Raw genomic sequence first — 21,196 nt, forward strand, 5'->3', positions numbered from 1 at the left:
TAAAAGGTAAATTTTAATCGTTTAAAAGCAAGCTTTTAATCTGGTCTGCTAACTCAACTCCAATTCTGTCTTGTGCTTCGTTAGTTGCTGCACCTGTATGCGGAGTTAAAGATAAGCTACTATTCATTAATAATTGAATTTCTGGTTGAGGCTCTTTTTCAAAAACGTCTAGTGCTGCTCTTGCTACTTTTCCGCTTTCAATAGCATTAACTAGAGCGATTTCATCTAAAACGCCACCACGAGCTGCATTTACAATAATAACACCTTCTTTCATTTTATCAAATTCGTCTTTACCAATCACATATTCTTTTTGTGCCGGTACATGAAGTGTTAAAAAGTCTGAGTTTTTGATAACTTCTTCTTTAGACACAGTTTTAATATCGAAATTTAGTTTTTGACCATCAAAAAACTCTAATTCTAAATCAGCCTTTTCAATAAATGGATCAAAAGCAATTACTTTCATTCCTGCGCCAATAGCTACTTTTGCTGTAGCTTGTCCAATACGACCAAAACCAATAATACCTAGTGTCTTACCTTTTAATTCTGTTCCTTTAGCATAAGCTTTTTTTAATGCCTTAAATTTAGTGTCTCCTTCTAAAGGCATGTCTCTATTGGCATTATGTAAAAATCTTGCTAAACCATAAAGATGAGCAAAAACTAGTTCTGCAACAGAATGAGAAGATGCTGCAGGAGTATTGATTACGTGTATACCTTTATTACGTGCATAGTCTACATCTATATTATCCATACCAACGCCACCACGACCTATTATTTTTAGTTCTGGACAAGCGTCAATGATGTCTTTTCTAACTTTTGTTGCGCTTCTTACTAAAAGTACAGTTATATTATTGTTATTAATATAATTTATTAATTGTTCTTGTGCTACAGTAGTGGTATTAACTTCAAATCCAGCAGCTTCTAAAGCTTCGATTCCGCTATTTGATATACCATCGTTTGCTAATACTTTCATTATTATATTTTCTTTTTCTGTTTAAAAATGATTAAGCTTTACTTTCTAATTCGCTCATAACTTCTACTAATACTTTAACACTGTCTAGTGATAAAGCATTATACATACTTGCACGGTAACCACCAACACTTCTGTGTCCGTTAAGTCCGTTAATACCAGCTTCTTTCCACATGGTATCAAAAGTTTCTTTTAAATCGTCGTTTGTTAATGTAAAAGTTGCATTCATGTAAGAACGATCTTCTTTAGCTGCAAATCCTTTAAATAGAGGATTTAAATCTATTTCAGAATAAATTAAACGCGCTTTCTTTTCGTTTTCTTCCTCAATTGCTTTAATACCTCCTAAATCTTTTAACCATTGTAATGTTAACATGCTTGTATATACTGCAAATACTGGAGGCGTATTAAACATTGAGCTTTTTTCAATATGCACTTTGTAGTCTAACATAGAAGGTATTTTGCGTGATACTTTACCTAAAACATCTTCTTTTACTATAACTAGAGTAGTACCAGCAGGACCCATATTTTTTTGAGCACCAGCATAAATAATATCAAATTTTGAAAAATCTAAGGTTCTTGAAAATATGTCAGAACTCATATCACAGACCATTGGTATTGGTGAGTTTGGAAACTCTTTTATTTGTGTTCCAAAAATGGTATTGTTAGATGTACAGTGAAAATAATCGTAATCTTCTGGGATTTCGTATCCTTTAGGGATATAATTGTAATTAGCATTTTTAGAAGACGCAACTTCAATAATGTCATCAAAGATTTTAGCTTCTTTAATAGCTTTGTCAGACCAAGTTCCTGTATTTAGATACGCAGCTCTTTTTTCTAACATATTTTGAGCAACCATTAAAAATTGCATACTTGCGCCACCTTGTAAAAATAAAGCTTTATAACCTTTGCCTTCTAAACCAAGTAATTCTAAAGCCAAAGATCTTGCTTGCTCCATAATATCTACAAAGGATTTACTTCTATGAGAAATTTCAATTAAAGATAATCCGTTGTCATAATCTAAAACCGCTTGAGAGGCTTTTTGTAATACTTCTTGAGGCAATACGCATGGTCCTGCGCTAAAATTGTGTCTTTGCATTTTTTAATATTTTATGCATACACTGTAAAAGATTTACAGTATATATAGTTTGTTTAGCATTACAAAGGTGCTAATTAATACTGTAAAAAATGTTATTAATATGATAATTTATCAACTATATTTTTAACAAAAACTCAATAGTATTAATATCATCTGCGTAGTCCCAAAGTTGTGGTTTTTGGGTCATACCAAAATCTACATCGTTTTCGGTTAGCCCTTTAGACACAACACATTGAATTAAATCTTTATCAATGTTTAGTTTGTTTTGAAGTTGTTCTAAGCTATCATAGTATTCATAAAAAACAGTTGCGATAGGAGATGCATAGCTTTGGTCTTCTTTTATCATTAAAAAACCATTTTCTAACATGTCAAATTCGCTCATTAAATAGACTGCTTTATTATAATCATAATTATTAGCGTATTTAGCCTCTTCAATTATAGGATGCCATTTATACATCGCGTTAAAAAAGCCATCAAAATTGTAATTTTTTGGAACAAATAATTTAGAAACGTTGCGACAACCTAATCCATAATATCTAAAAATATCTTCTGATAAGTCATTAAGTTGATCTTCAGTTTCATCACCAGTTAAAATTGCTACTGAATTTCTGTTTTGCCTAATTATTGATGGTTTATTTTTAAAATAATACTCAAAATACCTAGCAGTATTGTTGCTTCCTGTTGCTATCACAGCATCAAAATCTTGAAGTTTGTCTTCGGTAAATGTTATTTTTCCTTTTAATTCAGGAGAAACATACTCTAAATATTTAGCTAAAAAAGGTAAAAGATGTTTATCGTTAGACGATTGTTTTGCCAACACATCATGTCCAGTGATTAAAACACTTAAAAAGTCATGAAATCCAACCAAAGGGATATTTCCTGCCATTATAATAGCTACTTTTTTTGGTTGGACTTCACTTAAATTATAACTTGATAACCATTGTTTTAAATTATTTTCAGTCAATAAATTAGCCCAACCTTCTAAAGCGAATAAAATATTGTTTTCAGTAAACCAGCCATTATGTTCTTTGGCTAATTTTATTTGATGTTTAAATCCATCAAAAAACAAGTCATTATGTAGAACATTTTCTTTTTTTTCAATTCCTTTAGTGGTAAATTGGCTTAAAAATTGGCCTAATTCGGCGAAAGCTTTAGTTATGTAATATTTGTTACCCATTATAATTTGTATAACCGTATTTTTGGCTTTATTTTTGTACAAAGTTAAGTAAACAAAAACGAAATTACGCTATGGCAATTATTATAACAGACGAATGTATAAACTGCGGAGCTTGTGAGCCAGAATGCCCAAACACTGCAATTTACGAAGGTGCTGACGATTGGAGATATAAAGACGGAACAAGTTTAGAAGGTAAATTAGTTTTACCTGATGGAAAAGAAGTTAATGCAGATGAGGCGCAAGAGCCTTTAAGTGATGAGATTTATTACATTGTCCCTGATAAATGTACAGAATGTAAAGGATTTCATGAAGAGCCACAATGTGCTGCAGTTTGTCCTGTAGACTGTTGTGTACCTGATGATGATCATGTAGAAAATGAAGAAACCTTACTTGGTAAACAAAAATTTATGCATCCTGATGGATAACATAATATTTATCTAAAAATTTAAAATCTCAAGTTAACACTTGGGATTTTTTATTGGATTAATGTGTACATTTGCACTCGTTAAAAATAAAATATAACAATGAAAGCAGGAATTGTAGGCTTACCAAACGTAGGAAAATCGACTTTATTTAATTGTTTATCTAATGCAAAAGCGCAAAGCGCAAACTTTCCGTTTTGTACGATAGAGCCTAATATTGGTGTGGTAAATGTACCAGATCCAAGGTTGGAAAAGTTAGAAAGTTTAGTAAAACCAGAACGTGTTTTACCAGCAACAGTAGAAATTGTTGATATCGCAGGATTAGTAAAAGGAGCTAGTAAAGGAGAAGGTTTAGGTAATCAATTTTTAGCAAATATTAGAGAAACAGATGCAATTTTACACGTGTTACGCTGTTTTGATAACGATAATATTGTACATGTAGATGGTAGTGTTGATCCAATTAGAGATAAAGAAACTATAGATATAGAGCTGCAATTAAAAGACTTAGAAACAGTAGAAAAAAAGCTTGACAAAGTAAAAAGAGCTGCAAAAACAGGCGATAAAGAAGCTCAAAAAGAAGAAGCTGTTTTATTAAAAATTAAGGAAGCTTTAGAGGCAGGAACATCAATTAGAGCTTTAGATTTTTCTGAAGAAGACCATAAAGCTTACGTAAAACCATTACAGTTTATTACAGAAAAACCAGTAATGTATGTGTGTAATGTAGACGAAGGTAGTGCTGTTTCTGGTAATGAATATGTCGAAAAAGTTCGTGAAAACGTAAAAAATGAAAATGCTGAAGTTTTAGTGCTAGCAGTAGGTACAGAAGCAGATATCAATGAATTAGATGATTACGAAGAGCGCCAAATGTTTTTACAAGATATAGGATTAGACGAGCCTGGATCTGCTAAATTAATCCGTTCTGCTTATAAATTATTAAACCAACAAACCTACTTTACTGCAGGAGTTAAAGAAGTAAGAGCTTGGACTGTAAATGTCGGTGCAACTGCACCGCAAGCTGCAGGAGTAATTCATACCGATTTTGAAAAAGGATTTATTAGAGCAGAAGTTATTGCTTACGATGATTATGTACAATTTGGTAGTGAAGCTAAAGTAAAAGAAGCTGGTAAAATGCGTGTTGAAGGTAAAGAATACATCGTAAAAGATGGCGATGTGATGCATTTTAGATTCAATGTGTAATTTACATTTTAGATTGCTTCACAATTAGATATTAAGATTTAAGACATTAAAAACGAGATGAAAATTCATCTCGTTTTTTGTTTAGAAGTGATTGAATTAAAATGTAAAACACTAGATGATTTTTGAAAATTCGTGAAATTTGTGTCGATAAAAAATAGTTTACTACTTATCAAAATATATTGTTAATTAATTTCATAGTCTACTATTTCATTTTTTACTGGGTTGTATTATATTAGCAACATATCTCACATTTTGCACCTAAATTTATGTCAGAACAAACAAATTATACCGAAGACAATATACGCTCGTTAGACTGGAAAGAACACATCCGTATGCGACCTGGTATGTATATTGGTAAACTTGGTGATGGATCTTCGCCAGACGACGGTATATACATTCTGCTTAAAGAAGTATTAGACAACTCGATAGACGAGTTTGTTATGGGCGCAGGAAAAACCATTGAGATTTCCATACAAGGCAATAAAGTAATCGTACGCGATTATGGTCGTGGTATACCATTAGGAAAAGTTGTAGACGTCGTGTCTAAAATGAATACCGGTGGTAAATACGATTCTAAAGCCTTTAAAAAATCGGTTGGACTTAACGGTGTTGGTACAAAAGCAGTTAACGCTTTATCAACATATTTTAGAGTAGAATCATCTCGTGATGGTAAAAGTGCATCTGCCGATTTTGAACAAGGAAACCTTGTAGATCAAGAGTTTTTAGAAGAAACGTCAAGACGAAAAGGAACAAAAGTCTCATTTATTCCTGACGAAACTATCTTTAAAAATTACAAGTTTCGTCATGAGTATGTAGCAAAAATGCTTAAAAACTATGTGTACTTAAATCCTGGTTTAACCATAGTTTTTAATGGCGAAAAATACTTTAGTGAAAATGGATTAAAAGATCTTCTTTCAGAAAAAATTAAAGAAGACGATCAACTTTATCCAATAATACACTTACGTGGTGACGATATTGAAGTAGCAATAACGCACAGTAAAACACAATATAGCGAAGATTACAACAGTTTTGTAAACGGACAAAACACAACACAAGGAGGAACGCATTTAAACGCTTTTAGAGAAGCAATTGTAAAAACCATTAGAGATTTTTATGGCAAAAATTACGATGCTTCAGATGTTAGAAAGTCTATTGTTTCTGCAATTGCCATAAAGGTAATGGAACCAGTTTTTGAAAGTCAGACTAAAACAAAATTAGGTTCGACAGATATGGGTGGAGATTTACCAACCGTTAGAACTTATGTTAACGATTTTATCAAAACTTACTTAGATAACTTTCTACATAAAAATACTGAAACAGCCGAAAAGCTTCAACGTAAAATATTACAAGCCGAACGTGAACGTAAAGAGCTTTCTGGTATTAGAAAATTAGCTAAAGATCGTGCTAAAAAAGCAAGTCTTCATAATAAAAAATTACGCGATTGTCGTGTGCATTTTGGTGATACAAAAAACGAAAGAAATCTAGAAACCACCTTATTTATAACTGAGGGAGATTCGGCTTCGGGAAGTATCACAAAATCTAGAGATGTTAATACGCAAGCCGTTTTTAGTTTAAAAGGAAAACCACTAAACAGTTACGGTTTAACCAAAAAAATAGTTTACGAAAACGAAGAGTTTAATCTACTTCAAGCAGCTTTAAATATAGAAGAATCTTTAGAAGATTTACGTTACAATAACATCGTAATTGCAACCGATGCCGATGTAGATGGTATGCATATTAGACTGTTGTTAATTACTTTTTTCTTACAGTTTTTTCCAGAAGTTATTAAAAACGGACATCTTTACATCTTACAAACACCATTATTTAGGGTAAGAAACAAAAAAGAAACTATTTATTGTTACAGTGAAGAAGAACGTCGTAACGCTATAGAAAAACTAAAGCCAAAACCAGAAATTACACGATTTAAAGGTTTAGGTGAAATTAGTCCAGACGAATTTAAACATTTCATAGGTGACGATATAAGACTTGATCCTGTAATGCTTGACGATAATATGTCTATAGAAGAATTATTGTCTTTTTACATGGGTAAAAACACACCATCGCGACAAGAGTTTATTATAGATAACTTAAAGGTTGAAATGGATTTAATAGAAGAGAAGTAGGATGAAATATAAAGCTATATTAAATTTATTATTTGTTTTATTGTTATGTTTTAATTGTTCTTCTAGCGATGAAAACGAAGATTCAATTCAAAGTTGTACAAAAACAATAACCATAACTCAGTTTTATATTCTTGACGGAGCATCTTACAGCTATAACACAGAACAAGAAGTGCCTTGTGATTTTTCAGAGCCAACTAGTGCAGAACAAATAGAACCTCAAAAATTAGAAGACTTTAGCTATGATGTAATTCAGTTTGAATACACACAAGACACAGGTAATAATACGTCTAGATTACAATTTGAAATTCAATTAAATAACCTTAGCGACCAACCAGTAGAAGGTATACAAAGAATAACTATTAATTCAGATAATATCCAATTTTCAACTAATTATGGCATAAATTCTTGTACATCAATTGATGCAAATTCAAGTTGTGTTATTACATATGATGTTGAAGAGCCACATTCAACAGGTATATCAAATACTTTTGAATTGATAGATGTAGAATATTATTTAACTATCGAATAATTAAAACTTATATTTAAGTCTAAATAAATAATTTCCTTTAAACAGGAATAACAATATGGCAGAAGAAGAAAACGAAGACTTAACAAACGACCAAAACCAAGACGCAAACGAAACCATTACCAGGATTACTGGTATGTATAAAGAATGGTTTTTAGATTATGCGTCTTATGTTATTTTAGAACGTGCAGTACCAGCAATAGAAGATGGTTTTAAACCAGTGCAACGTCGTATCATGCATTCTATGAAAGACTTAGATGATGGTCGTTACAATAAGGTGGCTAATATTGTTGGTCATACCATGCAGTATCATCCGCATGGTGATGCCAGTATTGCAGATGCTATGGTACAAATTGGTCAAAAAGACCTGTTAATTGATACGCAAGGTAACTGGGGAAATATCCTTACCGGAGATAGCGCAGCAGCATCACGTTATATCGAAGCACGTCTTTCTAAATTTGCTTTAGACGTAGTTTATAATCCAAAAATTACCGAGTGGCAAGCGTCTTACGATGGTAGGCGTAAAGAGCCAATCAATCTACCAGTAATGTTTCCGTTATTGTTAGCGCAAGGCGGAGAAGGTATTGCAGTAGGATTATCAACAAAAATATTACCACATAATTTTATAGAGCTTATCGATGCGTCTGTCAAGCATCTTCAAGGTAAGCGTTTTACAATTTTACCAGATTTTCCAACAGCAGGTATTGCAGATTGTGGCGATTATAACGACGGTATGCGTGGCGGAAAAGTTCGTGTGCGTGCAAAAATTTCGCAATACGATAAAAACACATTGGTAATTACCGAAGTACCTTTTGGTACAACAACATCGTCGTTAATAGATTCTATCTTAAAAGCGAACGACAAAGGTAAAATCAAAATCAAAAAAATAGAAGATAATACTGCTGCAGAAGTAGAAATCTTGGTGCATTTACCGTCAGGAATTTCACCAGATAAAACTATAGATGCACTTTACGCATTTACAAATTGCGAAATCTCTATTTCGCCATTAGGCTGTGTGATTGAAGATAACAAACCGTTATTTATAGGTGTTTCTGAAATGTTACGTCGTAGTACAGACAACACAGTTCAGTTATTAAAACAAGAATTAGAAATCAAACTTAACGAGTTTGAAGAGCAGTGGCATTTTGCATCGTTAGAACGTATTTTTATAGAAAACCGTATCTATCGTGATATTGAAGAGGAAGAAACTTGGGAAGGTGTTATCCAAGCAATAGACAAAGGACTTCAGCCACATATAAAACATTTAAAACGTGCCATTACAGAAGAAGATATTGTACGTTTAACCGAAATTAGAATTAAACGTATTTCTAAATTCGATATCGATAAAGCGCAACAAAAAATTGATGCTTTAGAAGATCAAATCGCCGAAGTTAAACATCATTTAGCTAACCTAATAGATTACGCAATAGCGTACTTTAAACGCTTAAAAGAAACATATAGCGAAGGTAAAGAGCGTAAAACAGAACTACGCGCTTTTGAAGATGTAGATGCTACAAAAGTGGTGATTAGAAACACAAAACTTTACGTAAATAGAGAAGAAGGTTTTATTGGTACATCGTTAAGAAGAGACGAGTATGTTTGCGATTGTAGTGATATAGATGATATTATTGTATTTACTGCCGAAGGTAAAATGATGGTCACTAAAGTAGATAGCAAAACCTTTATTGGTAAAAATATTATACACGTTGCAGTCTTTAAAAAGAAAGACAAACGTACTATTTACAATATGATTTATCGCGATGGAAGCAAAGGACCTTCGTATATCAAACGTTTTGCCGTAACTTCCATGACTAGAGATAAAGAGTACGACTTGACTAATGGAAACAAATCGAGTAAAGTTTGGTATTTCTCTGCAAACCCTAATGGAGAAGCCGAAGTCATTTCGGTATTTTTAAGACAAGTTGGAAGTATTAAAAAACTTAAATGGGATATAGATTTTGCAGACATTTTAATAAAAGGTCGAGCAAGTAAAGGTAATGTGGTTACCAAATATGCCATTAAAAAAATAGAATTAAAAGAAAAAGGTGTATCTACACTAAAACCTCGTAAAATATGGTTTGACGATACAGTACAACGTTTAAATGTAGATGGAAGAGGCGAGTTGTTAGGCGAATTTAGAGGTGAAGATCGACTATTAGTAATCAACCAACGTGGTTATGTAAAAACTATAATTCCAGAAGTAACAGCGCATTTTGATGACGATATGATTGTGCTGGAAAAATGGATACCAAAAAAGCCAATTTCAGCTATTTATTATGACGGCGATAAAGAACGTTACTACGTAAAACGTTTTTTAATTGAAAACGAAAGTAAAGAAGATTTATTTATATCAGAACATCCAAAATCACAATTAGAAATTGTATCTACCGACTGGAAACCTATGGCGGAAGTAGAATTTACTAAAGAAAGAGGTAAAGATAGAAAGGAAAATCTTCAAGTTAATTTAGAAGAATTTATAGCAATTAAAGGTATAAATGCACTTGGTAATCAATTAACTAAAGATAAGGTTAACCAAATAAGTCTTTTAGATCCTTTACCTTATGAAGCGCCAGAAGACGTTCCAGCAGATACCATTGATGTAATAGACGAAGAAAATGTTTCTTCAAAACCGTCAGAAGATTTAGAAGAAGGAAGTAACCTTGATGATTCCGGTCAACCTACACTTTTTTAGTAGGTTTTTTGCTTATTTTCTGATTCAAAAATTCGACAAATAAAGAAAATGCAATTGCAAAATATAGATATCCTTTAGGTATTGCACCAACCTTTTTATCAAAGAAAGTTGTGTGAGATAAATGACCAGCTTCTGTAATTAGCATAAATCCAATTAAGATTAAAAAAGAAAGCCCAAGTATTTGTATACTTGGGTTTTTGTCTATAAAACGTCTAATTTTATTAGCAAATCCAATCATTATTATTATTGAAATAACAACCGCAATTATCATTAAAATTAAATTGTAGTTGTGATTGTCTGATAAACCATTAGTCATACCAACAGCTGTTAAGATAGAATCTATAGAGAAAATAAAATCTATAATTAAGATTTGAATTATAGCTTGTTGTAAAGATTTAATAGCTTTGCCTTTAACTTCATCTTCATCATGTTTTGGATCAGAGACTTTTTCTCTTATTTCAGAAGTACTTTTGTATATTAAAAATAATCCACCAGCAAATAAAATTATGGCTTGCCAGCTTAACTCTAAATGCATCCAATTTAAATCTAAAGTATAAAAAGGCTTAGATAAACCAACTAAAAAAGACACAAAAAACAACAAAATAATACGTTGTACCATTGCTAGTAAAAGTCCAATATTTGTGACTTTACCACGTTGTTCTTCAGGAAGTTTGTTTGCAGCGATAGAGATAAACACAATATTGTCTATTCCTAAAATTATCTCTAAAAATGTAAGCGTTAGTAATGCAAAAATGGCATCACTAGAGGTTAAAAACTCTATCATGATTATTGTTGTTTATAAGCTATACCTTTTTGCTTTTTAGATTCGCCAACATAAGAATATTCAAAGGTATAAGTAGAATCTGTTGTGGTTAATATTTTTAAGTGAATATCTTTTTGCTCAGCCATACTCTTTGGATTTATGGTTTTAAAAATAACTTCGCAATTATTAATCCATCGCAAAGAAGAACTATCGGTTTTACCTTCGTAAGTTTCTACTTGTAGCGTATCATTTCTAAAAAATGTAGACTTATACAGTTTATCATTAATGGTTACTTCACTTGTAAATTTACCTGTTTTAAAATCTTTACAATTTCTTTCAACCTGATAACAACTAAATAAACTTAATGTTAAAAGCAAAAGGATAAAATGTTTCATAAAAAAATATTTACTACAAAATTACAAAACTAGCTTATTAAAAACGTATAATTTTTCACCTACTTATAACTTTCGTATTTGAAAATTTTATGGACTTAGTTACGAATTCTCAAAATTTTGAAAACTACCATCTTTATAAAAAATCACAATACGATCAATTTCTTTTTTTGAATTTTGTTCAATTCGTGAAATTGAAGTCGAATTTGTTTCTTGAGTTTTCTCTTCAACTTCAGAAAATAAATTTTGTGATTCTGGTCGAGTAGGAATTTCAGATTTAATTTCTGTTGAATTTTTTTCAGCAGGAAAATTTCCTTTGCCATTTAACAACCAATACAATTCTACTTCAGGATAAGAGGATAGGACTTTTAAAACAAATTCTAAACTTGGTTTATTTCTACCAGATAGTATGTGCGAAATACTTGAGCGTTGCACACCGATTTTTTCAGCAAAAGAAGAGCCACTTTCACCGTAATAATCTATGACTTTTTGAAGTCTTTTAGCAAATTCTGTATTGTTTATCATAGTGATACAAATGTAAACAAAGCAGTTCAAATTTCAATGTTACAATTGTAAAAAAATAGTTAATTATGTAAATATTATTGCTTATTTACAGTTAAAATATTTAAACTTAAACTTTAAATAAACTACATAAATAGCTGATAAACAATTATTAATGTGTGTTATTTGTTTAATAAAGCTTTCAACTACTTTCTTAATTAAAAAAGCCTTTAAGATTGATTGCAGGTGTTTACAAACGTAAATTACAATTGTAAATTATGTTGTTTACATTTGTAAAATTTAGTTTGTTTACATTTGTAACGTATAAAATTTAATATGACAATTACAGACTTAAACACTAGACATAAACAAGATAAAGAATACACTTTATTTGGGCGTTATATTTCATTAAATGACATAGCTCCTTTAATAGATAAATTACCTTCAAATTTTATAACTGAAATTATTGGACGTTCTGTATTAGATCAAAAGATCTATGCTATAACTATTGGTAATGGACCAAAAAAAATACTAATGTGGTCGCAAATGCATGGTAACGAGTCTACAACCACCAAAGCAATTTTTGACTTATTAAACAGCTTTAAAAACAATTATTTTGATGATATATTAAAATGCTGTACTATTAAAATAGTACCCATGCTTAATCCTGATGGGGCTAAAGCTTATACTAGATTAAATGCTAATAATGTAGATTTAAACAGAGACGCTCAGGATTTATCACAACCAGAAAGTAAAGTACTGTTAGATTGTTATAATGCTTTTAAGCCTGACTTTTGTTTTAATTTGCATGGGCAACGTACCATATTTAGTGCAGGTAAAACAAATAATGTTGCAACATTGTCTTTTTTATCTCCAGCAGTAAACAAAGAAAGAGATATTAATAGCACAAGAGCTATATCTATGCAGATTATAGCCTCGATTAATAGTTTTATGCAAACCGAGTTACCTAATCAAATTGGTCGTTATGATGACGATTTTAATGCTAATTGTGTTGGTGATAGCTTTCAAATGAAACAAACTCCAACAATTTTATATGAAGCTGGACATTACAAAGATGACTATAATAGGGAAGAAGTAAGACGATTTACATATCAAGCTATAATAGCAGGGTTATTAATTATAACTAAGGAAGATGTGAAAGGTGACAATTATAAGGCTTATTTTGATATACCAGAAAATCAAAAACTATTTTATGATGTTATTATAAAAGACGCATTAATAGACGGAGAAATTAAAGATGTTGCAATTCAATTTCAAGAAAAATTGATTGATAATAAGCTGAATTTTATTCCTAAAGTTGAGAAAATTTTTAAAAATGATTCTTTTTTTGCTCATAAATGGATTGAAGCCAATAATTTAGAGGTAAGGACAGTAAATAAGGAACTGTTATATGAAGGTTACGAAAACGATTTCGTTTTTATGAATAATGTGAAAAAATCATTAAAACACTAAAAATCTTTGTTTAAAATACAGAATAATCAAAGATTTTGTACTATTTTTGCCTAAAATCTATTAATTCAATAAAATGGCAAAGTTTAAATTAGACGAAATTGATCATCAAATTCTTGATATGTTAATCGATAACACAAGAGTTCCTTTTACAGATATCGCTAAAAAATTATTAATCTCTGCTGGTACAGTTCATGTACGAGTAAAAAAGATGGAAGATGCAGGTATTATTAAAGGGTCTTCTTTAACTTTAGATTATAAAAAATTAGGATATTCTTTTATTGCTTATGTAGGAGTTTTTTTACAAAATACATCTCAAACTACTTTTGTTTTAGAGCGTATAAACGAAATACCTTTTGTTACTGTTGCACATATTACTACAGGAAAATTTAATGTATTCTGTAAAATTAGAGCAAAAAATACAGAACACGCAAAAGATGTAATCTTTATGCTAGATGATATTGAAGGTGTTTATAGAACAGAAACAATGATATCTATGGAAGAAAGTATTAATGATAAAAAGCGTTTAATGCACAGTATTTTTAATGAGCTTTAAGCTTTTTTCATTTTTAAAATATTAAAAACGCTTCAGGTATAATTATCTGAAGCGTTTTTTTTATTCTTCCTCATCAATTAAAACGATATCATTACTTAGTGTTGTGTCTTTATTAAAATCCATCACAACATGTCCGTCGCTATTAGTTGTAAAATCTAAATTGCTATCAAAATTTGTCATGGTGTAGTGTAGTTTACTACTAACTTTTACAAGATAAATAGCATCTTTTGTTTTTACTTCAATAGCTTCAATACTGTGGTTGTGATGATCATCAAACTTGATAATATCATCATCTCCATAACCATCAGGAAATTTTTCTGTAAGTAATTGTAATACTTCAGGCGTTAATTTTTTGTAATCGACAATAACTTTTTTCATACCTAATAATTTATAAATTAAGAGGTTAGTGTAGTCATGTAAAAAGTAAAGTATTTAAAATTACAATTTATTTTAATATAAAGGTGTTAATTATTATAAAATTCAAAAGATTTGATAACCAGATCATTAGGTGCTTCTTGATTAATTTTACAGGTTCCTATATTTTCTAAAAGCACAAATTTAATTTTACCATTTTCGTTTTTCTTGTCATGTTTCATAAGCCCTATAATTCCTTCAAAGTCTTTAGGGTTAATTTTAGGTTGACCAAATGTTTTAATTAAAAATGACTTAATTTTTTCGACAGAATTAATGTCTAATCCAAGTATTTTGTGTGATAAATAACTTTCTAAAATCATTCCTATAGCTATCGCTTCACCATGTAATAACGCTTTATCTACTTGGTTTAAGTAGTAAGATTCTATAGCATGACCAAGTGTATGGCCAAAATTTAAAGTTTTTCTTAGGTTTTGCTCTGTTGGGTCTTTTTCAACAATTTCTTTTTTAACATTAATAGAGTCATAAATTAACCAATCTAAATCTTCAAGTGTTAAATTAGATAAGTTTTGTAAATCGCTATAATGCTTTGGGTTATTTATTAGTCCATGTTTAATCATTTCAGCTAATCCAGAACGCAAATCGCGTTGTGATAAACTGTTTAAAAATGAGGTGTCAATTAAAACCATAACAGGTGTTTTTATTATACCTATTTGGTTTTTTAAAGCCCCTAAATCTACACCATTTTTGCCTCCAATAGACGCATCTACCATAGATAATAGGGTAGTGGGTATATTTATAAAATCAATACCACGTTGGTAGCAACATGCAACAAAACCACCTAAATCTGTAACAACACCACCACCTAAATTAATCATTAAGCTTTTTCTGTCTGCTCCAAGTTCGCTTAAAGCTTTCCATAAACTACTACAAGTATCTAAGTTTTTATGCTGTTCTCCAGGCTCAATCTCTAAAACCTCAATTCTAATATCTGTATTTATATTGGCTAAAAGTTGTGATGAGCAATGTTCATTAGTATTGCTATCGGTTAAGATGAAAATTGAAGAGTAATTTTTATTATTTATTTGTTGGTTAAGATTATCGTAAGATTTTTGATTAAAATAAATAGTGTAATCTTGTGTTTGGATAGCTGTCATATTGTGTATAATGAAGTGTAAAAATAAGGAGTTTTTTAAATAATTTCTATTATAGTTCATTTATATTTGCACATAATTTTTTTGATAATGGTCGATAAAAAACTTTTTGAAAATACAGAGATAGCTTTTAAACTTAAAAGTGATTCTCAATTAGATCGTGCTTACTTTTTGTTTAAAATGATAGCTAACGAACCGTTAGTTAGAATTGGTACAGCAGCAACAAACTTTGCTTTAAAAGCTCATTTACCTATTGAAGGTCTTATTAGAGCAACTGTTTTTGATCATTTTTGTGGTGGAGTAAGTGAAGAAGATTGTTTGGATGTTATAGATAAGATGTATGAAGCTAAAGTAAGCTCTGTTTTGGATTACTCTGTAGAAGGAAAAGAAATAGAATCTCATTTTGATGACGCAGCTCAAAAAATCATTAAAATAATTCGATTTTGTGAAGAAAGAGAAGCAATGCCAATAGTTGTATTTAAACCTACTGGGTTTGGTCGTTTTTACTTATTTCAGAAAAAAGGAGAAGGAAAACCGTTTACAGAAGAAGAACAAAAAGAATGGGATAGAATAGTACAGCGTTATCATGACGTCTGTAGTCTAGCAAAACAGAAAGATGTAGAAGTTTTAATAGATGGTGAAGAAAGTTGGATGCAAGATGCTGCAGATGAGTTAGCTGAAGAAATGATGAAAACTTACAATACAGATATTCCAATAGTTTATAATACTTTACAAACTTATCGTCATGATAGGTTGGAGTTTTTAAAAGCTTCTCATAAAAGAGCAAAAGAGCAAGGATTTAAACTTGGATACAAAATTGTAAGAGGCGCTTACATGGAAAAAGAAAGAGAACGTGCAGAAGAAAAAGGCTACGAAAGTCCAATTTGTAAAGATAAAGCAACTACAGATGCTAATTTTAATGACTGCTTAACTTATATTTTACATCATATTGATGATATTTCAGTTTTCATAGGAACACACAATGAAATTAGTAATTACATTGCTATGGAACTTATGGAGACTTTAAATATAGATATAAAAGATAATCGTGTATGGTTTGGACAGCTTTACGGTATGAGCGATAATATTAGTTTTAATTTAGCAGCTAAAGGATATAATGTTGCCAAGTACTTACCATTTGGACCTGTTAAAGATGTTATGCCTTATTTGATTAGAAGAGCAGAAGAAAACACATCTGTTGCAGGACAAACCAGTAGGGAATTAACATTGATTAAAAAAGAAAGACAAAGAAGAAAAAATGCTTAATCTTCAATCTTTATTGATTGCAAAGTGACAGTTTTTTTACAATTTATTACAGTAAGGATAATAGTTTTATTATCCTTTTCTTTTTCAATATGATAGATGCCGCAAGGTTCTTTTCTTGGTTCGCTTTTAGAGAAAACAACATCACCTTCTTTTAGTATGTTTTTTATGGTAGTAGTATCAATTTCTTTATTCTGCAGTAAAATTTGACTATCTGCTGAGTATTTTAAGACTTTATTATTTATATCCTTTAATACTCTAGATTCTGGACCATAATCGTATTGGCAAGACGTTTTACTTCCGTTTAAAAAAAAAGCTAATAATACTAATCCGATAGCAAAACCACCAAGGTAATATCCTAATCTGTGAATAAATTTCATGAAGTTTAAAATTTGAGCAAAATTCGTAAAATGATTTCACTTAAATAATAAATTCTAAAAGTATTTTTAGAAAATAAGAAGGTTAATATCGCTATGTTTTAAATCAAACCATTCACCAACTGCACGACTAGTTAAAATTCCATGATAAAAGTAAAGACCGTTTTTTAAGCCTTTATCAAATCTAATGGCATGTTCAAGACCGCCATCATCTGCTATTTTTAATAAATAAGGAGTAAATATATTACTGATAGAAGCAGAAGCTGTTCTAGAATATCTTGCAGGAATATTAGGGACACAATAATGAATAACATCGTGTTTTCTAAATGTTGGCTTGTTATGAGATGTAATTTCGCTGGTTTCAAAACATCCTCCCATATCAATACTAACATCTATAATTACGGAGCCTTTTTTCATGTTTTCAACCATTGCTTCTGTAACTATAATAGGAGATCTATCTTTTCCTCTTACAGCACCAATTACAACATCGCATCTCTTTAAAGCTTTACTTAAATATTTAGGCTGAATAGTAGACGTATATATTGTACGATTTAAGTTAGTTTGTAAGCAACGTAGTTTTGTTATAGAATTATCAAATACTTTTACATTAGCTCCTAATCCTATAGCGCTTCTTGCTGCAAATTCGCCAACAGTTCCTGCACCTAGTATAACAACTTCTGTTGGAGGAACACCGCTAATATTGCCAAACATTAGACCATTACCTTGACTAGAGCTACTTAATAGTTCTGATGCTATAAGCACAGATGCTGTACCAGCAATTTCGCTTAAAGCTCTAACAGCAGGGTAAGCACCTACATCATCTTTTATAAATTCAAAAGCTAGTGCTGTTATGCGTTTTGCTGCTAGTTTTTCAAAATATTTTTTAGTTTGAGTCTTTATTTGTAGTGCAGAGATAAGAGTAGCTTGAGGGTTTATTAGATCTAATTCTTCTAGAGTGGGTGGTTCAACTTTTAGAATCATAGGGCAACTATAAACTTTAGCTGTATCTTTTGTGATTTCGGCACCAGCTTCACTATAATCTTTATCAGAAAAATTAGCGCCAAGTCCAGCTTCAGATTCTATAAGAACTCTGTGTCCATTATTAACTATAGCAGAAACAGCATCTGGAGTTAAGCATACACGTTTTTCTTGAAAAGCAGTCTCTTTTGGTATACCGATAAAAAGTTCGCTTTTATGCTTATAAATTTCTAAAGTTTCTTCTTGAGGGATCAGTTGTGCTTTAGAAAACGGCGTTATGGATTTAGACATTGATAAGTCAGTTTTTAAATATGAAACAAATTACGAAATAAATTGTAATTGCTAAACATTAAAAATACTGCTTAATTTTTCCCCAAAGCGATTTTGGTCTAAAAGTTAATTCGTCTTCTAATTCTTGAGTGGATTTATTTACAGAATTTATCCTATTGAATATTCTCGCTCTAACAAGGTAGATAGAAGGTATAATAATTATCATAACTGGAAGTAATACAAGCATTTCGTTTTGGTCTGCAAAAGACAAATCGTCATCTAAAATTACGATGATTTGATATATAAACATGCCTATAGGAATTAATATAGCATGATACCACCAATGTCTACAAGTAAAAATCCATATAAACATTAAAAGCAAAGGAATAAGCTTGCTCATTAACGTCCAAGCCATTACAAAAGCGCTTTGATAATACTCGCTGTTATATGTAAAAAAATAAGTGTTCCAGATTTTTTGATCTGGAACACTTACATAAGCATTAAATAATAATGGTGTTAGAGCTATTATAGTAGCTATTATACTTCCATATATTACATTTGTTTTACTTTTATTTACCTTGTCCAGGGACTTTAATTCTTGACTTTTCGATACTTGTTGTTTGTTGTTCATTTAAATCAATAAGATTTGTCGCTTGTGCAGTGAATAAAACGCCACCAAAAATTGCTAAGGCAATTACATACTTTTTAGTTTTCATAATGTTAGGGATTTAATTAATTAATACCGCTAAAGTATGTTGAAAACTAATATGATTTCAAGCTAAATGTTAAAATAATGTTAAAAAATATATTTTTCCAATTTTTTGCTGTGGTTAAAACCGCAAACGCACCAAAAATACATTTTTTTGTTAAAAAAAGAAGAGAATTTTTATTTAGTGTTAGTCAATTTAATTTGTCTAGAACTATTGTTTGTGGTTGTAAAACTTAAAACTGTGTATTCTTCTTGTAACATAGGTTTTAATAAGTCAGGCCATTCTACAAAAACATACTTATCACTATATATATATGTTTCTATTCCAAAATTATAAAGTTCTTCTTCTTCGTTTACGCGATATAAATCAAAATGATAAATGATATTATCATTGGTTTCATATTCGTTTACTAAAGAAAAAGTAGGGCTGCTTACAGTATCTTGACTTCCTAGTTGCTTTACAAGTTTTTTAATTAGAGTGGTTTTTCCTGAACCCATTTCGCCTTCAAAAAGGATGATTTTGGATTTAGCATTTTTTAAAACAAAATTAGAAGCCTCTTCTAGTTGATCTAATGTATATGTAAAATTCACTATTAATTTTTTTGCAAAATTAGTTTATTTAGGATTTAGTACAACAAAAGGAATAATCATTTCTTCTAAAGATACACCACCATGTTGATAAGTGTTTCTATAATGACTAACATAGTGGTTGTAATTATTAGGGTATGCAAAAAACAAATCGCTTTTAGCAAAAATGAAAGAGCTACTCATCGTAATAGAAGGTAAGTGTATTGTTTTAGGATCTTTAGCTACTAAAACATCTTTTTCTTCATAGCTTAAACTTCGTCCTGTTTTGTATCGTAGGTTTAAGCTGGTGTCACGATCTCCAATTACTTTTGAAGGATGTTTAACATTTATAGTACCATGATCTGTTGTAATGATTAATTTAAAACCAAGTTGTTGTGCTTGTTGGATCATCTCTAATAACGGTGAATTTTTAAACCAACTTTGGGTTAAGGATCTATATGCCTTATCATTAGAAGCCAGTTCTTTAACAACCTCCATATCTGTCTTTGCATGAGATAGCATGTCTACAAAATTATAAACAACAACAGTTAAATCGTTATCTTTAAGACCTTTAAAATTGTCTGCTAATTGTTTGCCGCTTTTAAGGTTTGTAATTTTATAAAACTCATGTTTTAAATGTGTCAAGCCTAATCTTTTGATTTGAGCTTCTAAAAAATCTGCTTCATATAGGTTTTTTCCTCCTTCATCTGTATCATTCTTCCAAAGATTTGGATGAAGCTTTTCCATATCAGCAGGCATTAACCCTGAGAAAATAGCATTTCTAGCATATTGTGTAGCGGTTGGTAAAATGCTATAAAACGCTTCTTCATTTTCTTTTTTATAATGATTAGCTACAGTTGGCTCAAATGCTTTCCATTGGTCATACCTTAAATTATCTACTACAATAAGTAATGTAGGTTGTTCTTTACTGAGTTCTGGAGCAATTTTTTCTCTAAAAAGCGTATGAGATAATATTGGTGCGTCTGTGTTAGGTTTAAACCAAGTAGGGTAATTTTTATCTATAAACTTACCAAATTGTATGTTGGCTTCGTTTTTTTGAGATTCTAGGATTTCAAACATACTTGGGTCTTCAATATTTTCTAGTTGAATTTCCCAATAAATCAGTTTTTGATATAACGAAACCCAATCTTCATAACTATTAACCATAGCAAGATCCATTGCTATTTTTCTAAATTCTTGTTGATAATTTGAAGTTGTTTTTTCGCTAACCAATCTTGAATGATCAAGATTTTTCTTTAGGCTTAGTAGTATTTGATTAGGATTTACGGGCTTTATCAAATAATCGGCTATTTTATTACCAATAGCTTCTTCCATAATGTATTCTTCTTCACTTTTGGTAATCATTACAACAGGAATGGTATCTTTTATTTCTTTAATTTCATTTAAAGTCTCAAGTCCTGTTAATCCTGGCATATTTTCATCTAAAAAGACAATGTCAAAATTCTTTTCATTTAAAATTTCTAATGCTTCTGTACCGCTATTACAAGTTGTAACATTGTAGTTTTTTTGTTCTAAAAATATGATGTGTGGTTTAAGTAAATCAATTTCGTCGTCTACCCAAAGAATATTTATATTGTTCATGTATATTTGTTATCTAATTATA

The 21,196-nt window shown here is 30.6% G+C and carries 22 protein-coding genes; 8 read left to right on the forward strand and 14 right to left on the reverse strand.

Going from position 1 to position 21,196, the window contains the following annotated elements; translation table 11 throughout:
* Window positions 1–13 precede the first annotated feature (13 nt).
* The 3 genes from H574_RS0102000 to H574_RS0102010 form a co-directional block, all read right to left on the reverse strand.
* Entirely contained in the window at window positions 14–970 is a 957-nt protein-coding gene (locus tag H574_RS0102000) for a D-2-hydroxyacid dehydrogenase (RefSeq protein WP_027878945.1), read from the reverse strand.
* 31 nt (window positions 971–1,001) lie between these two features.
* Window positions 1,002–2,063 carry a 3-phosphoserine/phosphohydroxythreonine transaminase gene (serC, locus tag H574_RS0102005; protein WP_027878946.1) on the reverse strand — a complete coding sequence of 354 codons (1,062 nt, stop codon included), beginning with the start codon at window positions 2,061–2,063 and terminating at the stop codon, window positions 1,002–1,004.
* A gap of 115 nt (window positions 2,064–2,178) precedes the next feature.
* Complete coding sequence (locus H574_RS0102010; protein WP_027878947.1) at window positions 2,179–3,240, reverse strand: acyl-CoA reductase; 1,062 nt, start codon at window positions 3,238–3,240, stop codon at window positions 2,179–2,181.
* Window positions 3,241–3,311: 71 nt separating this feature from the next.
* Here H574_RS0102010 and H574_RS0102015 point away from each other — a divergent pair, with 71 nt between their 5' ends.
* The 5 genes from H574_RS0102015 to H574_RS0102035 all read left to right on the forward strand — a co-directional run bounded on the left by H574_RS0102015 (window position 3,312) and on the right by H574_RS0102035 (window position 10,200).
* The gene (locus H574_RS0102015) at window positions 3,312–3,665 is read left to right on the forward strand and encodes a 4Fe-4S dicluster domain-containing protein (protein WP_027878948.1); all 354 of its coding nucleotides are present in this window, start codon (window positions 3,312–3,314) and stop codon (window positions 3,663–3,665) included.
* Window positions 3,666–3,764: 99 nt separating this feature from the next.
* The gene (gene ychF / locus H574_RS0102020; RefSeq protein ID WP_027878949.1) at window positions 3,765–4,859 is read left to right on the forward strand and encodes a redox-regulated ATPase YchF; all 1,095 of its coding nucleotides are present in this window, start codon (window positions 3,765–3,767) and stop codon (window positions 4,857–4,859) included.
* Window positions 4,860–5,125: 266 nt separating this feature from the next.
* Window positions 5,126–6,982, forward strand: coding sequence for a DNA topoisomerase IV subunit B (locus H574_RS0102025; RefSeq protein WP_027878950.1), 1,857 nt, complete (start codon window positions 5,126–5,128; stop codon window positions 6,980–6,982).
* A gap of 1 nt (window position 6,983) precedes the next feature.
* Window positions 6,984–7,511 carry a hypothetical protein gene (locus H574_RS0102030; RefSeq protein WP_027878951.1) on the forward strand — a complete coding sequence of 176 codons (528 nt, stop codon included), beginning with the start codon at window positions 6,984–6,986 and terminating at the stop codon, window positions 7,509–7,511.
* Window positions 7,512–7,566: 55 nt separating this feature from the next.
* Window positions 7,567–10,200, forward strand: a complete 2,634-nt coding sequence (locus H574_RS0102035) for a DNA gyrase/topoisomerase IV subunit A (protein WP_027878952.1) — start codon at window positions 7,567–7,569, stop codon at window positions 10,198–10,200.
* Here the strand turns inward: H574_RS0102035 and H574_RS0102040 are convergent.
* From H574_RS0102040 to H574_RS0102050, 3 genes are all read right to left on the reverse strand, one after another.
* On the reverse strand, window positions 10,187–10,984 hold the full coding sequence (locus H574_RS0102040; protein WP_027878953.1) for a TerC family protein: 798 nt from the start codon (window positions 10,982–10,984) through the stop codon (window positions 10,187–10,189). The two genes, H574_RS0102035 and H574_RS0102040, sit on opposite strands and share 14 nt — an antisense overlap.
* Window positions 10,985–10,986: 2 nt before the next feature.
* Window positions 10,987–11,358: a hypothetical protein gene (locus tag H574_RS0102045; protein WP_027878954.1), complete on the reverse strand. Its 372-nt coding sequence runs from the start codon at window positions 11,356–11,358 to the stop codon at window positions 10,987–10,989.
* Window positions 11,359–11,457: 99 nt separating this feature from the next.
* On the reverse strand, window positions 11,458–11,880 hold the full coding sequence (locus tag H574_RS0102050) for a helix-turn-helix domain-containing protein (protein WP_027878955.1): 423 nt from the start codon (window positions 11,878–11,880) through the stop codon (window positions 11,458–11,460).
* A gap of 312 nt (window positions 11,881–12,192) precedes the next feature.
* On the opposite strand from H574_RS0102050, the gene H574_RS0102055 reads away from it, so the two are divergent.
* Both H574_RS0102055 and H574_RS0102060 read left to right on the forward strand, forming a co-directional pair.
* On the forward strand, window positions 12,193–13,329 hold the full coding sequence (locus tag H574_RS0102055; protein WP_027878956.1) for a M14 family zinc carboxypeptidase: 1,137 nt from the start codon (window positions 12,193–12,195) through the stop codon (window positions 13,327–13,329).
* A gap of 73 nt (window positions 13,330–13,402) precedes the next feature.
* Window positions 13,403–13,882 (forward strand): Lrp/AsnC family transcriptional regulator, encoded by a 480-nt coding sequence (locus H574_RS0102060; RefSeq protein ID WP_027878957.1) that lies wholly within the window; start codon window positions 13,403–13,405, stop codon window positions 13,880–13,882.
* 60 nt (window positions 13,883–13,942) lie between these two features.
* Here the strand turns inward: H574_RS0102060 and H574_RS0102065 are convergent, their stop codons facing one another.
* Window positions 13,943–14,260 carry a hypothetical protein gene (locus tag H574_RS0102065; RefSeq protein ID WP_027878958.1) on the reverse strand — a complete coding sequence of 106 codons (318 nt, stop codon included), beginning with the start codon at window positions 14,258–14,260 and terminating at the stop codon, window positions 13,943–13,945.
* Window positions 14,261–14,346: 86 nt separating this feature from the next.
* Complete coding sequence (gene aroB, locus H574_RS0102070) at window positions 14,347–15,411, reverse strand: 3-dehydroquinate synthase (RefSeq protein WP_027878959.1); 1,065 nt, start codon at window positions 15,409–15,411, stop codon at window positions 14,347–14,349.
* Window positions 15,412–15,498: 87 nt separating this feature from the next.
* Here aroB and H574_RS0102075 point away from each other — a divergent pair, with 87 nt between their 5' ends.
* Entirely contained in the window at window positions 15,499–16,674 is a 1,176-nt protein-coding gene (locus H574_RS0102075; RefSeq protein ID WP_027878960.1) for a proline dehydrogenase family protein, read from the forward strand.
* On the opposite strand, the gene H574_RS0102080 is transcribed toward H574_RS0102075, so the two are convergent.
* The 6 genes from H574_RS0102080 to porX form a co-directional block, all read right to left on the reverse strand.
* Complete coding sequence (locus H574_RS0102080; protein ID WP_027878961.1) at window positions 16,671–17,051, reverse strand: DUF4258 domain-containing protein; 381 nt, start codon at window positions 17,049–17,051, stop codon at window positions 16,671–16,673. The genes H574_RS0102075 and H574_RS0102080 overlap by 4 nt on opposite strands.
* Window positions 17,052–17,117: 66 nt before the next feature.
* Window positions 17,118–18,317 (reverse strand): alanine dehydrogenase, encoded by a 1,200-nt coding sequence (locus H574_RS0102085; protein ID WP_027878962.1) that lies wholly within the window; start codon window positions 18,315–18,317, stop codon window positions 17,118–17,120.
* 58 nt (window positions 18,318–18,375) lie between these two features.
* The gene (locus H574_RS0102090; RefSeq protein WP_027878963.1) at window positions 18,376–18,927 is read right to left on the reverse strand and encodes a hypothetical protein; all 552 of its coding nucleotides are present in this window, start codon (window positions 18,925–18,927) and stop codon (window positions 18,376–18,378) included.
* Complete coding sequence (locus tag H574_RS14730) at window positions 18,866–19,012, reverse strand: hypothetical protein (protein WP_169558267.1); 147 nt, start codon at window positions 19,010–19,012, stop codon at window positions 18,866–18,868. The genes H574_RS0102090 and H574_RS14730 overlap by 62 nt, the downstream gene beginning before the upstream one ends.
* A 170-nt stretch (window positions 19,013–19,182) precedes the next feature.
* Window positions 19,183–19,596 (reverse strand): tRNA (adenosine(37)-N6)-threonylcarbamoyltransferase complex ATPase subunit type 1 TsaE, encoded by a 414-nt coding sequence (gene tsaE, locus H574_RS0102095; RefSeq protein ID WP_027878964.1) that lies wholly within the window; start codon window positions 19,594–19,596, stop codon window positions 19,183–19,185.
* 24 nt (window positions 19,597–19,620) lie between these two features.
* Entirely contained in the window at window positions 19,621–21,174 is a 1,554-nt protein-coding gene (porX, locus tag H574_RS0102100) for a T9SS response regulator signal transducer PorX (protein ID WP_027878965.1), read from the reverse strand.
* Window positions 21,175–21,196 lie beyond the last annotated feature (22 nt).

The sequence above is a fragment of the Mesoflavibacter zeaxanthinifaciens DSM 18436 genome, assembly GCF_000422365.1.
GTDB classification, from domain to species: domain Bacteria; phylum Bacteroidota; class Bacteroidia; order Flavobacteriales; family Flavobacteriaceae; genus Mesoflavibacter; species Mesoflavibacter zeaxanthinifaciens.

Coding starts and splice junctions, on each gene's coding strand:
- H574_RS0102080 (WP_027878961.1), bottom strand. CDS start 17,051: ATGAAATTTATTCACAGATTAGGATATTACCTTGGTGGTTTTGCTATC.
- H574_RS0102015 (WP_027878948.1), top strand. CDS start 3,312: ATGGCAATTATTATAACAGACGAATGTATAAACTGCGGAGCTTGTGAG.
- H574_RS0102040 (WP_027878953.1), bottom strand. CDS start 10,984: ATGATAGAGTTTTTAACCTCTAGTGATGCCATTTTTGCATTACTAACG.
- H574_RS0102010 (WP_027878947.1), bottom strand. CDS start 3,240: ATGGGTAACAAATATTACATAACTAAAGCTTTCGCCGAATTAGGCCAA.
- serC (WP_027878946.1), bottom strand. CDS start 2,063: ATGCAAAGACACAATTTTAGCGCAGGACCATGCGTATTGCCTCAAGAA.
- aroB (WP_027878959.1), bottom strand. CDS start 15,411: ATGACAGCTATCCAAACACAAGATTACACTATTTATTTTAATCAAAAA.
- H574_RS0102060 (WP_027878957.1), top strand. CDS start 13,403: ATGGCAAAGTTTAAATTAGACGAAATTGATCATCAAATTCTTGATATG.
- H574_RS0102045 (WP_027878954.1), bottom strand. CDS start 11,358: ATGAAACATTTTATCCTTTTGCTTTTAACATTAAGTTTATTTAGTTGT.
- H574_RS0102030 (WP_027878951.1), top strand. CDS start 6,984: ATGAAATATAAAGCTATATTAAATTTATTATTTGTTTTATTGTTATGT.
- H574_RS0102025 (WP_027878950.1), top strand. CDS start 5,126: ATGTCAGAACAAACAAATTATACCGAAGACAATATACGCTCGTTAGAC.
- H574_RS0102085 (WP_027878962.1), bottom strand. CDS start 18,317: ATGTCTAAATCCATAACGCCGTTTTCTAAAGCACAACTGATCCCTCAA.
- ychF (WP_027878949.1), top strand. CDS start 3,765: ATGAAAGCAGGAATTGTAGGCTTACCAAACGTAGGAAAATCGACTTTA.
- H574_RS0102065 (WP_027878958.1), bottom strand. CDS start 14,260: ATGAAAAAAGTTATTGTCGATTACAAAAAATTAACGCCTGAAGTATTA.
- H574_RS0102075 (WP_027878960.1), top strand. CDS start 15,499: ATGGTCGATAAAAAACTTTTTGAAAATACAGAGATAGCTTTTAAACTT.
- H574_RS0102050 (WP_027878955.1), bottom strand. CDS start 11,880: ATGATAAACAATACAGAATTTGCTAAAAGACTTCAAAAAGTCATAGAT.
- H574_RS0102055 (WP_027878956.1), top strand. CDS start 12,193: ATGACAATTACAGACTTAAACACTAGACATAAACAAGATAAAGAATAC.
- H574_RS0102035 (WP_027878952.1), top strand. CDS start 7,567: ATGGCAGAAGAAGAAAACGAAGACTTAACAAACGACCAAAACCAAGAC.
- porX (WP_027878965.1), bottom strand. CDS start 21,174: ATGAACAATATAAATATTCTTTGGGTAGACGACGAAATTGATTTACTT.
- H574_RS0102090 (WP_027878963.1), bottom strand. CDS start 18,927: ATGAACAACAAACAACAAGTATCGAAAAGTCAAGAATTAAAGTCCCTG.
- H574_RS0102000 (WP_027878945.1), bottom strand. CDS start 970: ATGAAAGTATTAGCAAACGATGGTATATCAAATAGCGGAATCGAAGCT.
- H574_RS14730 (WP_169558267.1), bottom strand. CDS start 19,012: ATGAAAACTAAAAAGTATGTAATTGCCTTAGCAATTTTTGGTGGCGTT.